Origin of the sequence: Streptomyces sp. NPDC048751 (assembly GCF_043198595.1) — a bacterium.
GTDB lineage: Bacteria > Actinomycetota > Actinomycetes > Streptomycetales > Streptomycetaceae > Streptomyces.
In genome coordinates, this window is sequence record NZ_JBICUX010000001.1 from 743,650 (window position 1) to 759,160 (window position 15,511).

At 73.9% G+C, this 15,511-nt stretch carries 8 protein-coding genes and 1 tRNA gene; 8 read left to right on the forward strand and 1 reads right to left on the reverse strand.

Annotated elements, in window-relative coordinates; genetic code table 11:
* Positions 1–9 precede the first annotated feature (9 nt).
* A complete protein-coding gene (locus ACGFNV_RS03360; protein ID WP_393618975.1) occupies positions 10–7,011 on the reverse strand; it encodes an SDR family oxidoreductase in 7,002 nt (2,333 codons plus the stop codon).
* 521 nt (positions 7,012–7,532) lie between these two features.
* Here ACGFNV_RS03360 and ACGFNV_RS03365 point away from each other — a divergent pair.
* The 8 genes from ACGFNV_RS03365 (at position 7,533) to ACGFNV_RS03400 (ending at position 15,475) form a co-directional block, all read left to right on the forward strand.
* A tRNA-Pro gene (locus ACGFNV_RS03365) sits at positions 7,533–7,606 on the forward strand.
* A gap of 328 nt (positions 7,607–7,934) precedes the next feature.
* Complete coding sequence (locus ACGFNV_RS03370; protein WP_393618977.1) at positions 7,935–8,411, forward strand: RNA polymerase sigma factor; 477 nt, start codon at positions 7,935–7,937, stop codon at positions 8,409–8,411.
* 138 nt (positions 8,412–8,549) lie between these two features.
* Positions 8,550–9,179 carry a hypothetical protein gene (locus ACGFNV_RS03375; RefSeq protein ID WP_393618978.1) on the forward strand — a complete coding sequence of 210 codons (630 nt, stop codon included), beginning with the start codon at positions 8,550–8,552 and terminating at the stop codon, positions 9,177–9,179.
* Between the two features lie 1,250 nt (positions 9,180–10,429).
* Positions 10,430–11,986 carry an ABC1 kinase family protein gene (locus tag ACGFNV_RS03380; protein WP_393618980.1) on the forward strand — a complete coding sequence of 519 codons (1,557 nt, stop codon included), beginning with the start codon at positions 10,430–10,432 and terminating at the stop codon, positions 11,984–11,986.
* A gap of 89 nt (positions 11,987–12,075) precedes the next feature.
* On the forward strand, positions 12,076–12,963 hold the full coding sequence (locus ACGFNV_RS03385) for an SAM-dependent methyltransferase (protein ID WP_393618981.1): 888 nt from the start codon (positions 12,076–12,078) through the stop codon (positions 12,961–12,963).
* A gap of 4 nt (positions 12,964–12,967) precedes the next feature.
* Positions 12,968–13,435 carry a hypothetical protein gene (locus tag ACGFNV_RS03390; protein ID WP_393618982.1) on the forward strand — a complete coding sequence of 156 codons (468 nt, stop codon included), beginning with the start codon at positions 12,968–12,970 and terminating at the stop codon, positions 13,433–13,435.
* Positions 13,432–14,445, forward strand: a complete 1,014-nt coding sequence (locus tag ACGFNV_RS03395; RefSeq protein ID WP_393618983.1) for a phosphatidylglycerol lysyltransferase domain-containing protein — start codon at positions 13,432–13,434, stop codon at positions 14,443–14,445. The genes ACGFNV_RS03390 and ACGFNV_RS03395 overlap by 4 nt, the downstream gene beginning before the upstream one ends.
* Before the next feature lie 49 nt (positions 14,446–14,494).
* A complete protein-coding gene (locus ACGFNV_RS03400) occupies positions 14,495–15,475 on the forward strand; it encodes a VlmB-like protein (RefSeq protein ID WP_393618984.1) in 981 nt (326 codons plus the stop codon).
* Positions 15,476–15,511 lie beyond the last annotated feature (36 nt).

Consider the following 15,511-nt stretch of genomic DNA (forward strand, 5'->3'; position numbering starts at 1 on the left):
CAGCTGCGGTCACCAGCCCGACGCGGTGTAGACGACGGACGTGGCCGACGGATCGCCCCAGGCGAGCTCCCGCAACAGGGCCGCCGTGCCCTCCTCCGGGTCGATCAGCCGGATGCCGCGCCGGGCGTACTCACGGGCCAGTTCGGGGCCCACCATGCCGGTGTGGCCGTCGCCGGGCGCCCACGGCCCCCAGTGCACGGTCAGCGCCCGGCGCCCGGTGCGGACGGCCCACGCGGTGCCGAGGGACTCCAGGGCGTCGTTGGCGGCCGCGTAGTCCGCCTGGCCCCGGTTGCCCAGGACGGCGGAGATGCTGCCGAACAGCACTGCGAACGCCGGCCCCTCGGGCAACTCCTCCAGCGCCGTGAACAGGGCGCCCGCGCCCGCCGCCTTGGTGCCGAAGACGCGTTGGAAGGACTCGGCCGTCTTCTCGGCGATGAGCCGGTCCTCGATCACACCCGCCGCGTGCACCACACCGTCGAGGCGTCCGTGCTCGGCGTGGATCTCCTTGACCGCCTGGCGCACCGCCTCCGGCTCCCGGAAGTCCACCGAGCGGTAGCGGACGCGGCTGCCGAGCGCGGTGAGCTCCTCCAACGTGGCGGTGATCTCCCGCTGGGCGAGGACGAGCGAGGCGGCACGGTTGATCTCGGCCGGAGTCAGGCCACCTCGGGAGGCGAGTACCGTCCGCAGCTCGGCGGCGGTGCGGGCACCGGCGGTCGCCGGGTCCTCGGGCCCGTCGGGGGCGGGGGTCCGGCCGAGCAGCTCGATCCGGCACCGGGAGGCGGCCGCGAGCGCGGCGGCGAACCGCGCGGTGATGCCCCGCGCCCCGCCGGCCAGCAGAACCACCGAGTCGCGGTCCAGGCCGAGCGCGGCGGCCTCGGCGGCCCCGTCTCCGGCCGGCCCGGCACCCGTGCTGCCCAGCGTGCCGAGCTGCGTCTCGACGAGCTCCAGGCCGTGGCGTCCGGTCGCCGTGCGCAGGACGACCGGGGCCCTTTCGGGGGCGGTCAGCTCGGCGACCAGCGCCTCCGCGACGGCCCCGGGCGCGGTGTCGGTGAGGTCGACGACCCGCGCGACCAGGTCCGGGTACTCCCGCGCCACCGTACGGAACAGCCCGTGCAACCCCGCCGCCCCCCGGTCCGGCGCGTCACCGTCGGCGGACCGGACGGCCAGCAGCCGGCGCGGCCCACGGGCCAACGCGGCCTTCAGCACCGGGAACGCGTCGGGCAGCACCGGCGCGCCGTCGGCCGCGAGCGGGGCGAGGTACAGCACCCCGTCGACAGCGTCAGCGCCGTCCGCCTCCGTGAGCAGGTGCTCCCGAGCGCGTACGACGACATCGGCACCGTAGGAGACCAGCCTGGCCCGAACCTCCTCGGCCACGCCCCCCGGGCCGTCGCCGAGGACCACGAACCGGGTGCCGGACAGGACGGCGGCGGGGTCGGCGGAGCCGCCCTGGGCGAGGGGGACCGGTCGCACGAGGTACCGCTTCGGCGCGTCGCCGGTCACGTGGGGAGCGGGGGGCTCGTCCGGGGCCTGGGCGGCGGTGTCGGCCGGGTGCCGGGGAGCCGGTGCGGCGGTGTCGGCGGGGCGCTGCTCCGGGGCCGCCGGACCCCCTGGCACGCCCAGCCGTGCCGTCAGCCACGCCGTCACCGCCGCCGCCGTCCGCGCCTTCGCCAGCTCCTCCAGCTCGGCGTCGTCCAGACCGGCGAGGTCCGTGGCGTCCCCGGCGCCCAGGCGCCGGGCCAGCTCACCGGCGATCTCCGCGCGCTTGATCGAGTCGATGCTGAGGTCCGCCTCCAGATCGAGGTCGGGCTCGATCATGTCCACGGGGTAGCCGGTGCGCTCACTGATGATCTCCAGCACCATCCGCTCCACGTCCGTCGCCCCGGGGGACTCGGGGCCCGGGGCCGGCTCGGGCTCCGGCACGGCAGCGGGCGCGATCTGCGCGGCCACCGGGGGAGCGACCGGCGTCTCGACCGCGACCGGCGCGGCCGGCGCGGCGATCCGCTCCCCGGGCACCGCCCCGAAGTACGTCAGCAGCACGTCCCGCTGCGCCGCGACCATCTCGCGGCTGGTGCGCAGGAACTCGGCGATCAGGGCGTCCCGGTCGGACGGGACGCCGGGTGGGGGGTTCGTCGTCACAGTCGTCTCCACGACTCGTCGGGCCGGTGCGAGCGCACCGGGCAGGAGTTCTCCGGCGGCGGTGCGCACCAGCTGTCCGTCGACCGTCCAGCCGGGCCGCTTCGGCACCGGCGTACGCACCGCGTCGACGGTGTCCCGGCCGCGCAGCAGCCACCCGGTGCGCACCGGCAGCCCCGCGACGGCGAGTTGGGCCAGGGCGTCGAGCCAGCCGCGCAGTCCGCTGTCCGGGCGCGGCTCGCACGCCACCGCGCGGTGCGGGCGGTCGCCGAGGATCTGCCCCACCAGCCGGGTCAGCACGGACCCCGGGCCCGCCTCGACGAAGACGCGGGCGCCCGCCTCGTACATCGCCTCGACCTGCTCGACGAAGGCGACCGGGGCGCCGATCTGGGCGGCGAGCTCGGCCCGTACCGCGTCCGCGTCGGCGGTGTAGGGGGCGGCGGTGCGGTTGGCCCACACCGGGAACTCGGGCGGCCGTACGGGGCGCGCCGCGAGCGCCTCGGCGAACCGGTCGGCGGCGCCGGCGACCAGCGGGCTGTGGAAGGCGCATGCCACCGGGATGCGCTGGGCACCGAACCCGGCCTCGCGCAGCAGCCGCACCGCGTCGCTGACGGCGTCCACCGGGCCGGAGATCACGGTCTGCCCGGGCGCGTTGCGGTTGGCGACGACCACCGAGTCCGGTACGTCGCCCGCCCGCAGCGCCCCTACGACGTCCTCGGCACCGGCCGACACCGCGGCCATGGCACCCGGGTCGTCCCCGGCGGCCGCGAGGATCGCCGCCGCCCGCTCCGTACTGAGCTCCAGCAGGGTCCCGGGGTCGAGGGCCCCGGCCGCGCACAGGGCGACCAGTTCGCCGTAGCTGTGCCCGGCCGCCATGTCGGGGCGCACGCCCGCCGTCGTGAGCAGGGCGTGCGCGGCGAGCCCAGCGATGCCGAGTGCGGGCTGCGCGGCCCGGGTGTCGGTCAGCGCCTCCCGCTGCCGGTCGCGCACGGCGTCGTCGAAGGGGGCCGGCGGATAGAGCACGTCGGCGTGGCCGCGCCCGAGTTCGAGGTAGTGCCGCAACTCCGGGAAGGCGACGAAGACGTCGGCGAGCATGCCGACCCGCTGACTGCCCTGACCGGGGAAGAGGAAGGCGACCTTGCCGGGAGGCTCCTCCGCCGTGCGTCCCGCCAGATGAATCCCCCGCGCCGGATCGTGCTCCCCGGCCAGTGCTCGCCTCAGTCGGCCGATCAGCCCCTCCACGTCCGTCGCCACGACGGCGACCCGGACCGGCTCGCGGCTCGGGTCGCACCGGTCGGAGCGGCGGGTCGCGCTCAGCGCGAGGTCGCGTAGGCGCCAGGGCCGGCCGTCGGCCTCGGCGGCCTTCAACAGCTCCTCGATCGCGCGGTGCGCCGCCGCCGTGTCCCGGCCACGGAAGGTGAACAGCTCGGCGGGCCACGCGTCGAGACCGTGCTCCGGCGGTACGCCGTCCGCGTGGGCGGCGAGCACCACGTGGAAGTTGGTCCCGCCGAAGCCGAACGCGCTGAGCCCCGCGAGGCGTTGCTCCGCCGGAGCCGCCCAGGGCAGCGCCCGCCGGTGGAAGACGAAGGGGCTGGCGCCCTCCTCCCAGGCCTTGTTGGGACGGTCTACGTGCAGCGTGGGCGGGCGGACGCCGGTGTACAGCGCCAGCACGGTCTTGATCAGGCCCGCGAGTCCGGCGGCGCACTTGGTGTGGCCGACCTGCGACTTGACGGAGCCGAGCACACACCCGCCGGGCCGCGCCCCGGCCGCGTCGAACACCTCGCTCAGCACGGTGAGTTCGGTACGGTCGCCGACCACGGTCCCGGTGCCGTGCGCCTCGACGAGCCCGACATCGGCAGGAGAGACGCCCGCGTTGCGGTAGGCCCGCTCCAGCGCGGTCCGCTGGCCCTCGGGACGCGGTGCCGTGAGCCCGAGCGAGCGGCCGTCACTCGCGCTGCCGACTCCCTTGATCACACCGTAGATCCGGTCGCCGTCGCGCTCGGCGTCCGCGAGCCGTTTCAGCACGACGCAGGCGACGCCCTCGCCGAGCGCGATGCCGTCGGCCGAGGAGTCGAAGGCTCGGGAGCGGCCGGTGGGGGACAGGGCGTGCACGGACGAGAAGAGGACGTAGTCGTTGATGCCGTTGTGCAGGTCGGCGCCGCCGCACAGTACGACGTCGCTGGTGCCGCCGACGAGTTCCTTGCAGGCCACGTCGACCGCGGCCAGCGACGAGGCGCAGGCCGCGTCCACCGTGTAGTTCGCGCCCCCGAGGTCCAGGCGGTTGGCGATGCGCCCGGAGATGACGTTGGCGAGCATGCCGGGGAAGGAGTCCTCGGTCAGCCGGGGCAACTGCTCGTCGAGGCCGTCGGGGACCTTCCCGTAGTACGAGGGCAGCACGGCACGCAGCGTCGCCGCGTTGGACAGGTCGCTGCCCGCCTCCGCGCCGAACACCACCGAGGTGCGCGAGCGGTCGAAGTCCCGTCCGCCGTCGCCGTACCCGGCGTCCTCCAGGGCGCGCCGGGCGGCCTCCAGGGACAGCAGCTGGACCGGCTCGATGCCGCCGAGTGAGGTGGGCGGGATGCCGTAGCGCAGCGGGTCGAAGGGGATCGGGGGGAGGAAGCCGCCCCACTTGGAGGCCGTGGCGCCCTGGGTGTGGTGGACGTCCGGGTCCCAGCGCTCGGGCGGCACCTCGGTGACGGCGTCGTGGCCGCCGAGGACGTTCGCCCAGAAGGCGGGAAGGTCGGGCGCCTGCGGGAACATGCAGGCCATGCCGACGACGGCGACGTCGAGCGGGGCGGGCGCCGCGGGCTCCGCGACGGTGCCGACGCCCAGACGCGTGCGCAGGGCCTCGGCCCGCGCGGAGAGGAAGTCGGCCGCTCCCGTCGTCACCGAGCGGTGCAGCGCCTCGACGGTGGTGGTCGCCGAGCGCAGTACGGCGACCTCCCCGGCCATGAACATCCCCTCGGCGAGCTGCCGTCGCTCGTCCACGGGCGTGAGCGCCCCGCCCGCGTCGCGCTCGACGCCCTTGCTGGCGATGCGCAGCCGCCCGACGTTGAGCCGCTCCAACTCCTCCCAGACCCCCCGGTCGGGTACGCCGCCGGCCCGCAGCCGGGCCTCGTGCTCGCGGTAGTCGGCGGTGAACGGGCTGGGCACGCAGCGGGTGGCGTGGCCGGGCGCGGTCTCCAGCAGCGTCGTACGGTCCGCGTCCAGCACCCGGCGCTGGAAGAGCGGCCGGATCGCGCCGTGCGCCACGGCCTCCTCGGTGAACAGGTACGCCGTGCCCATGAGGACACCGACGGCCGCCCCGCGTGCGGTGAGGGGCGCGGCGAGCGCGGCCACCATCGCCGCCGAGCGCTCGTCGTGGACACCGCCCGCGAAGAACACCTCGAGGTCGGCCGCGGGGACGTCGGGGTGCTCTTCCAGGAAGTCCTCCAGGACCGCCGACTGCGCCTCCCACAGCGGGAAGCTGCCGCGCGGCCCGACATGCCCGCCGCACTCGGCCCCCTCGAACACGAACCTGCGCGCCCCGGCCCGCAGGAACTGCCCCAGCAGACCCGGCGACGGCACGTGCAGAAAGGTGCGGATCCCGTCCCGCTCCAGCGCCTGAGCCTGGGACGGACGCCCGCCCGCGATGATCGCGTGCGTGGGCCGCAGCTGCCGTACCGCCTCCAACTGCGCGGTCCGTACGTCCTCCGGCGCGAAGCCGAGCACACCCACGCCCCAGGGCCGGTCGCCCACGGCGGCCCGGGTCCGCGTGAGCATCTCCCGCGCCTGCTCGCCGCTCGCCAGCGCCAGCGCGAGAAACGGCAGCGCGCCGTCCCCGGCGACGGCGGCGGCGAACGCGGCCCCGTCACTGACCCGGGTCATCGGCCCCTGGGCGACGGGCAGCCGGGTGCCGAGTGCCCGGCTCATCGCCGAGTCCGCCGTCAGCGCCCCGGCCGGCCCCTCGTCGCGCACGGCGTCCCGCACCGCGTCCGTCAGGGCGCGCACCGTCCGCCCCACGTCGCCCCAGCGGCCGGCGAAGCGGGCGGCGAGGAAGCCGTCCTGACCCACCGGCAGCAGTTGGGTCCGCGAGTCCTGCGCGCCCAGCGACGCCGCCACCGCGTCCGGGTCGTCGGCCGGGATCCGCGGGGCGTCCGGGCCGCGGCGGAGCAGCACGCGGTGACCGGCCAGGACGACGGTCTCCGAGCCGTCCAGGGAACGCAGCGCCGCCGCGGCCTGCTCCGGCAGCGCGGACTCGGCCAGCAGCGCGAGCTGGCTGTCCAGGACCACGCCGGCCGCCCCGCCCGCCACCGCGGCGGCGGCCGTCCGGGGGCCGATACCACCGCAGGCCCACACCGGGAGCCGCACATCGGGCGCGCCGAGCAGCTGTTGCAGCAGGACGAACGTGCCGAGCTCACCGATCCGGCCGCCGCACTCGCTGCCGCGCGCGATCAGCCCGTGCGCCCCGGCACGGACCGCCTCCCGCGCACCGCCCAGGTCCGTGACCTCCACCAGCACGCGGTACCGCGCGGCCACGTCCCGCACCCGCCACGCGGCGTCCGGGGCGAGGACGATCGTATGGAGGCCGTTGCGGGGTTGTGCGGCTCCGGGGCGGGAGGTGGCTGGTCCGTGGGCGTCTGCGTCGTAGGCGTGGGGGTCGGAGGGGAGGTCCGCCGGGTCCAGGCGGCACTGTGGGCCGACGCGGACCCCGAAGGGGCGGCCGGGGCCCGTGCGGATCAGGCGTGCCAGGGCCTCCCGGGCTCTTCGGTCGCCGGTCGCCAGGTCCAGTACGCCGAGCCCGCCGGCGCGGGCGACCGCCGCGGCGAGCCTGGGGTCGGGCTCACCGAACGGGGTGATGCCGATGATCATGTCCTCGGAGCGCACAGCGGGCGTCATGATTCTCCGAATCAGGTGAAACCGCACGGTGGGGGGGCGGGACAACAAAAACGGCGAATCGGAATCCGCCGGGAGGGCATGAGGGGCCGGAGCGCGTGCTGTTGTTACTCGCGGGTCAATGTTGAACGACCTCGGCAGTGTGGTGCCGTCGTGATCCGGTCAATCATCGGCGTGGCCCCGGGGGTCGGAAAACAGCCCAATCCCCCTACTTGACGCGCCAGTTCACGCTGATCACACATCGGCGAAACATGGTTGGTCCAGGGGTGGGGATCCGTTGGTGCGGCATGTCCGAATAGGGGTGCACTTCGCCGCCCCGCGGCGGTCGCCGAGGAGTTTCCGTTCTTGACGACCTCGCCGGAGGGTGAGAGGTGGGCCGCCCCGGCGCCCGGCGCTCGGCGCGGTCCGTGTCGGGGCCTCCCGCGCCGGCCGGGTCCGCGGCCGGCTGCCGCGATTGTCGGGGCACGGCGGGCGTGCGGTAGTGTTTACCTGCGTGTTCACGCGGTCCGCCGCGTGAGGTGCAACGGGACGTGGCGCAGCTTGGTAGCGCACTTGACTGGGGGTCAAGGGGTCGCAGGTTCAAATCCTGTCGTCCCGACAGGAACGTCGGGCAGTTCGCCCAGCTCAGGGCCCTGTCTCACATCATGTGAGACAGGGCCCTGACTTTTTTCCCTGTATGCCTCCGTGAGGCTTTCCCCTGCGGTGTGACGTTTCCCCGAAGAAACCAACCTGTCGACCGCTTTTTTCTTGGGTATTTCTAGCACGAACCGGAAGGCGTCAAGGCGTCATCCGCCCATCTTCATGCGGAAGAGTGGACGTTCCCTTCCCTCGTTTGTCGGTGTCGGTCGCAGGACAGTTTTCGCATGACGGGTGGAGGGGATTTCGTGAATTGTTCGAATGAGTTCCAGAGGAAATTATCCTGGGATGTGATCGCCGGTCACCGCGAACGCCTCATGAGGCTGGTCCGCAGGCGGCTGCCGAACGCGCAGGACGCGGAGGACCTGGTTCAGGAGGCGATGCTGCGGGCCGCCGCCCACGGCAACCTGGACCGGGCGCGCATCGGGCCCTTTCTGACCTCCGTCGCCCTGCGCCTGTGTGTGGACCACTACCGCGAACAGGAGCGCAGGCGGCGGCTGTTGACCCGCGCGGCGGACGTACGCGGGCCCGAGCTGCCGGACGAGGGCGTCTGCGACAAGGACTTCGGGCGCTGGTTGCTGGGCCAGGCCGACCAGTTGCGCGGACGGGAGAGGCAGGTGGTGCTGGCCCGCGCGCAGGGGATCTCCACGCTGGAGTTCGCGCGGATGCACCAGATCTCGGTGAAGGCGGCGGAAGGGGCCTTCACGCGGGGGAGGGCGCGGTTGCGGCTCGTCTGCGCGCAGGCTCTGGACGGTGCGGCGGCCTAGCGGATCTCCTGTTCTCCGGAATTCAATTTCCCGGATCTCCATCTTCTGGGAGTTCCTTTCCCGGAGTTCCTTTCCCGGGAGTTCATGAAAGCGCGCCCTGGGGTTTCAGGGTGCCGGTGAAATGAAAGGGCAGTGACCGTGGCGAAGAACAACACACAGGACACGATCAAGGATCTCATCGGGGACATCGCCGACAGTACGAAGAAGGCATTCGACGAGATCCTCGACCGGAAGGGAGACGATCATAATTCCCGGGACTGGCTCAATCCCGGGCCGTCCTATCAGGCGTTGAACGGGCTGCCGGCGGACGTCCTCCGCACGGTCAGCGCGCTGTCCGCCCTCGGCGGTGTGGCCAACCCCGTCGCGGCCCTGGCGAGCGCCGCGAACGCGGCGGCGGGGGCGGGCAACCCGCTGGCAGCGCTGGCGGGCGGCAACCCGTTGGCCGCGGTCGCGGGCGCCAATCCGCTGGCGGCCCTCGCGGGCGGGGTGAACCCGCTTGCCGCGATCGGTTCCGGGGCGGCCGCGGCGAACCCGCTGGCCGCACTCACCGGTGCGGTCGGCGGCGCGAACCCCCTCGGCGCCCTCGGCCAGGTCGCGGGTGGCGCCTCGTCCGTGGTCTCCGGCGCGGCGGAAGCAGCCGAGGGCCTCGCCGCCCTGCCCCGCCAGATCGCCCAGCTCACCGAACTCATCGCCTCCCTGGCGAGCGTCCTGGAGAACGTCCAACACGTCACCGGCGCGGTGACAGGAGCGGGCCGCAAGGCGACGTGACTCCGGGCGCCCTCCCGTTCCCGGCCGGGGGGATGGCGCCGGCCCGGCTGGGTTCTGGTGGGGGCGATGGCTCGGGTTGCCCTCCCGGATGGCTTGGGCTGTACTTCGGTGCTTGCCAGTCCGTCCGGCTGGGGCGTCGGCGTGCGTGCGGGTCCTGGCGGGGGGATGGCTCGGGTTGCCCTCCGGGGGCCTCCCGGTCTCCGGCCTGGGCGACGGCGCCTGCCTCCGTGCGGGTCCTCGTGGTGGGGGGTGGGTGCGGCTGTCCGCCGGGGTGCCTACCTGACCTCCGGCCCGGGGCAATGGCGTCGCCCACCGCACGAGTTCTGGCGCGGCGGGCTGCGGGCGCGAGCGCCGGCGGGGCTGATGGTTGGTCCCGCCGGGCGACAGTGCCGATTCCGGCCGGGTGAGCGGTGCCCGTGTGCGGGTGGGCGTCGCGTCGTCGGTCGGGCGGGCCCCTGCCCGGGGCGAAGACGCGGGCACGGCCGTGCGGGTTCAGCAGAACGGGCGCGCCGGGGCGCATGCGGTGGGGGCGGGGCCGTACGGCCTCGGTGGACGGGCGTCGGTCCGGGTGGCCCTCGGGATCGGCCGCAGCCGTCAGGATGCCCAGCTTGTGGCCCTCGGGCCCAGCTCGGTGCCAGGCGGCAGCCTCAGCCCCCAGGGCCTCGGCTCGGTGCCCGGCGGGTGCCCGGCGCGTGGCCTCCTGGCCTCGGTCCGGTGGTCGGCGGCAGCCTCAGCCCCCAGGCCTTGGCTCGGTGCCCGGCGGGTGCCTGGCTCGGGACCCTCGGGCCCCAGCTCGGTGCCAGGCGGCTGCCTCAGCCCCCAGGCCTTGGCTCGGTGCCCGGCGGGTGCCCGGTGCGTGGCCTCCTGGCCTCGGTCCGGTGGTCGGCGGCAGTCGTAGCCCCAGGCCTCGGTCCGGTGCCCGGCTCGTAGCCCCGAGGCCTCGGTCCGGTGGTCGGCGGGAGCCCGGTCGTGGCCCCAAAGCCCCGGTCCGGTGGTCGGCGGGGACCCGGCCCGGTGGCCGCGCCTCCGGGATCCCGTCAGGGTGTTCATGCCCGGCCGGCCTCGGCATCGGCTGCTCCCGGGGGCGACGGCCCACGGACTCAGCGCGCATGGCCTGCCTCCTGCCACCTCCCCGCCCAACGACCCCTGCCCCGCAGGAGCCCAGGGCACCGAGTCGCCCCCGCCACCCCACCAGGCCCCGCATGTCGAAGACCACTCACCGATCCCACCCACAACTCAGGAGGTCACCCATGCCCACCCCCCTAGGACCCCGACTCCGGCTGGTCGTCAAGGTGTTGGGAAGCCTTGTCGCCGAGGAGGTCGGACAGGTGGCGCGGGGGCGGCGGCGGTTCGGCAAGGGGCGGTCGTCGGCGGAGGAGGACGAGGCGGCGTTCGCGGGGGAAGGGGCACGGCGGGCGCGGGCCGTACGGCAGGCGCTGGAGAGCCTCGGGCCGTTCTACGTGAAGCTCGGTCAGATCCTGTCCACACGCCCCGACATGGTGCCACCGGCCATGATCGCCGAGCTCCAGAACCTGCACGACCGCGTCGACGTCCAGCCGTTCTCCGTCTTCGAACCGGTACTGAGGGAAGAGCTCGGCCCCGACTGGAAGCTGCGCTTCGACGACGTCGAGACCACCAGCCCACTCGGCGCGGCATCCCTCGCACAGGTCTACAAGGTACTGCTGCCCGGCGGGCGCCCCGCCGTGATCAAGGTGCAGCGGCCCGGCATCCGGGACGCGGTCCGCGCCGACATGGCGCTGATGCGCAAGGCGTCCAGAATCGTCGCCCGCACCGCCCCCCGCTTCAACGAGGTCATCGACGTCGAGGCCATGCTCGACTCCATCTTCGACGCCATGGAACCCGAGCTGGACTTCACCGGCGAGGCCCGCAACATGGACGAGGCCCGCGAGAACATCCGCCGCTACCCCACCCTGGCCGTGCCGCGCGTCCTGCAGGCCACCCCCAAGGTGCTGGTGCAGTCGCTGGCCCCCGGCGCCTCCGTACGCCACCTCGACCGCCGCAGGTTCCGCGACAGCGAGCGCATGGAGATCGGCAAGGACCTCCTGCGGTTCATGTACCGGGGCTACTTCGTGGACCGGATGTTCCACGCCGATCCCCACGCCGGCAACGTCTTCGCCCAGCCCGGCGGCCCCGCCACCCTCATCGACTGGGGCATGGTCGGCCGACTCGACCGCCGCACCAGCCTGCGCCTGCTGCCACTGCTGATGTCCATCGCCCAGAACGACGGCCACGGACTGGCCTGGGCCTGGGCGGACATGGGCCGGGTCACCCCCTGGTCCAACCTGCCCGCCTTCGCCTCCGACATGGCGGCCCTGGTGCCGAAGGTCGCCACCGCCTCCCTGGAGGACATCAACTTCGGGGTGTCCCTCACCACCGTGCTGGAGAAGGCGACCAGGCGGGGCATCGGATCCGCGCCCGCCATCTCCCTGCTCGGCAAGTCCTTCGCGAACCTGGAGGGTTCCGTGCGGTGCCTCGCACCGGACATCGCCCTCGCGGAGGTCTTCAAGGCGGAGGCGCGCGGCATCATCCTCGCCCTGCTGCGGGAGTACTTCTCCGTCGACCAGGTGGCCCGCAACACCATGGACCTCCTCACGGCCGTCACCACGGGCCCGGAACAGTGGCGCGGCCTGCTCGCCGACGCCGCCAACCGCCGCTTCGCCCTCCAGGTCAACGAGCCGTACACCCCCGCGTCCCTCGGCGGCCAGCGCCCCTGGGCGCCGTCCCGAGGCCTCATGGCGCTCGGCGCAGCGGCCCTGTTCCTCGACCGTCGCCGCCCACCCCGCTGACCACGACAGCATCCGACATCACGCCCGCGACCACGCCCGCGCCCGCGACAACCACCCCAACCGCAGAAGTCACTTACCGAGGATCACTCATGCCCATGTTCCTGCCGCAGCACGAAACCCCCTCCGCCGCCGCCCCGTTGGAGGGCGTCTCGAGCACGGCCCTGTGGACCGTCCGTATGCGGGCCGAGGAATCCGCCCGCGGCGACGCGCTGTTCCAGGACTCCCTCGCCGCGGAGTTCCTGACCGGCACCGGGACGGCGGTCGCACCGCCGGGAAACGGTCTCCTCCAGCAGGTACTGCCCGACTGGCTGGCCGTGCGCACCCGCTTCTTCGACGACCACCTCCTCGCCACCGCGCGCGACGGCCGCCGCCAGGTCGTCCTGCTCGGAGCCGGCCTCGACACCCGGGCCTACCGGCTCGACTGGCCCGACGGCACCCAGGTCTTCGAGGTCGACCTGCCGGCCGTGCACGCCTTCAAGGAGCGGGTCCTGACCGGGCACACCCCGGCCGCGTCGAGCCGTACCCCGGTCGCCGCCGACCTCCTCGCCGACTGGCGCGAACCGCTGCTCGCCGCGGGCTTCGACCCCGAGCGGCCCACCGCCTGGCTGTGCGAGGGGCTGCTCTTCTACCTCGCGCCCGAGGCCGTGGACCGTCTGGTCGCCACCGCGGGCGAGCTGTCCGCGCCCGGCAGCACCCTCGGTGCCGAGTGCCTGAACGCCGACACCGCCGACTCGCCCTTCGTCAGGCCCTGGCTGGACGCCCTCTCCGGCTCGGGCACGCCCTGGGTGTGGCGCCTCGCCGACCCCGAGCAGTGGTGGGGCGAACGCGGCTGGCAGGCACGGGTCGCGGACCTCCTCGCCCTGCCGTACGCCCTCGAACGGTTCGCCCCGCACCTGGCCGCGTACCCGGGCCTGGAGAAGCAGAGCATGATCCTGGTGACGGCGACCAGGCCGGCCGCGCAAGCCGGCGGGCGGTGACGGCGTGGACGGTCACAACCTCTGCCACACGCCCACCACCTACCGGCTGCTGCGCCTGGAGTACCTCTTCGGGCTGCTCGTCGCCGCGGGCTTCTTCCTCGCCCACCTCGACGAGGTGCGCTGGTGGGCGGCGGCCGCCCTCTTCCTCTACGTCGACCTCATCGGGTACGTCCCCGGCGCCGTCGCCTACCACCGCAGCCCCGACCAGCGGATCCACCGCGTCTACTACGTCCTCTACAACCTCATGCACAGCCTGAGCGTGCAGGGCGCCGTCCTCGGCCTCTGGGTGCTGGTGTTCGGTTGGGAGTGGGCCCTGCTCGTCCTGCCGATCCATCTCTTCGGCGACCGCGCCCTGTTCGGGAACTTCCCCAAGTCGTTCACCGTCTCCTTCGAGCCGCTGCCCCACCCCGCCGTCCAGACCGCGCTCCGGGACTTCGCGACCGTGCCCTGGCACCAGGCGGCGACCCGATGAGCACCCGCGAGGCCCGGGCCCGGCAGACCGTGACCGACACCGAGGCGTACGACATGCTGCGCCGCCACGGCGGCCACAGCAGCGCCTTTCTCGCCCTCAACAGCGGCAACCGGCGCTTCCAGACGGACGGCGTCGACGGCTTCGTCCCCTACCGGGAGGGCGGCCGGCGGCACCTGTTCCAGCTCGGCGGGCCGGTCTGCGCCGACGGGGACCGGGAGCGGCTGCTGACCGCTCTGCTCGCGCGAGCCGCCGCGGAGGGGCGTCGGGTCACCGGGGTCCAGCTGTCGCGCGCGGCGGCCGAACTCCACGCACAGCACGGCTTCGTCGTCAACCAGTTCGGCGCCTCGTTCAGCATCGACCTCGACGGCTACGGCCTCGGCGGGCAGCGCATGGTCAAGGTGCGCAACATGGTCAACCGGGCCCGCCGGGAAGGCGTGACCGTCACCGAGGCCGACCAGGGAGACGCCCCGGCCCTCGACGCCGTGGACCGGGCCTGGCTGCGCGGCAAGGGCCGGCACGTCAAGGAACTCGACTTCCTCATCGGCGAACGCGGCGGACCCGGAGCACCCCACCGCCGCCTGTTCACCGCCATCCATGCCGGACGGACCGTGGGCTACGTGTCGTACTCGCCCGTCTTCGGTGAACGCCCCGGCCGGCTCTACGACCTGACGCGCCGTCTGCCCGACGCCCCGCCCGGAACGGTGGAGCTGGTGTTCGCCACCGCGCTGCGCACGTTCCAGGAGGAAGGATGCGGCTGGCTGCACCTCGGCTTCACCCCGTTCGTGCAACTCCGGCCGGACGCCTGCGCGTTCGGGCCGACCAGTGGAGCCCTGCGCCGCTGCCTCGAACTGCTCGCCGCCAAGGGGCAGGCGGTGTACCCGGCGGCCAGCCAGGAGTCCTTCAAGCTCAAGTGGCGCCCCCAGCTGATCGAACCCGAGTACCTGGCCTTCCAGGGCGGGGTGAGCGTCGGCGCCGTATGGCGGCTGATGCGCCTGACCAAGGCTGTCTGAGCACTCCCCAATCCACCTGCTGTCCCCTGTCCTTGAGAGAAAGGCTGAGATGACCACATCCATCGCGCACGGCCCGGCCGTCACCGGGAACGTCCCGGCGGAGGCCGACCGGCACCGCGCCCCGAGCCTGCTGGACGGCGCCCTGCACACCGAGCTCACGCCGGAGGGCTGCGACCTGGGCTACTGGTTCCGGGCCGTGCCCGAGGGCACGCTCGGCGGGGACCCGATGGGCCGTTCGCCGGACGTGCCGGTGCCGGACCACATGTTCCGCGAGGGTCCGTTGCGGCAGGCCGTGATGCAGGAGCTCGCCTTCCGTTCCATGGCGGAGGAGAAGGCCGCCCGTGCCATCTCCCACCTCGTCGCGAACGCCCCCGACCTCGCGGGCATGGACTTCTTCACCACCCAGCTGGTCGACGAGGCCCGGCACGCCTACGCCTTCCGGGGCCACCTCCTCGAACTCGGCGTTCCGGCATCCGAGTTGGCGGCCACCATGGAGTCGCTGGCGGGCGCCGACCGGGACGCGGTCCTGAACCCGCTGGAGAAGTTCGGCCTTGGCGTCCTGCGCGACGGGCGGGACTACATCGGCGGAGTCGTCACCCTCACCGTCCTCGTCGAGGGCGTCCTCGCACCCACCGCCGAACTGAGCGAACGCAAGTGGCGGCCCTTCGACGCACCCGCCGCCGAGATCGAGCGGGCGGCCGGCATCGACGAGATCCGCCATCTCTCCGTCGGCACCACGATCGTACGGCGGCATCTGCGGCGGCATCCCGAGGACCTGAACCGGATCCGTGAACTGGTCGCCTCCGGCATGGAGTTGTGGACGCAACTGCCCGTGCAGCAGCTCACCTTCCGGCGCGAACAGCTCTACCAGCAGGGGCTGGAGCAGCACCGGGACCTCGCCGGCGACTACGAGGTGTGGCCGGGCCGTCGTCTCGTGGACACCACGCCCGAGGAGCGGATGCTGACCGCCGCGGAGTGGGCGCAGGCCACCCAGCGGGCCCGCCTCGCCGACATGGGTCTCGCGCCGTGAACCCACGAAGCGCACCGCCGCGCACCCCTCGCGAAC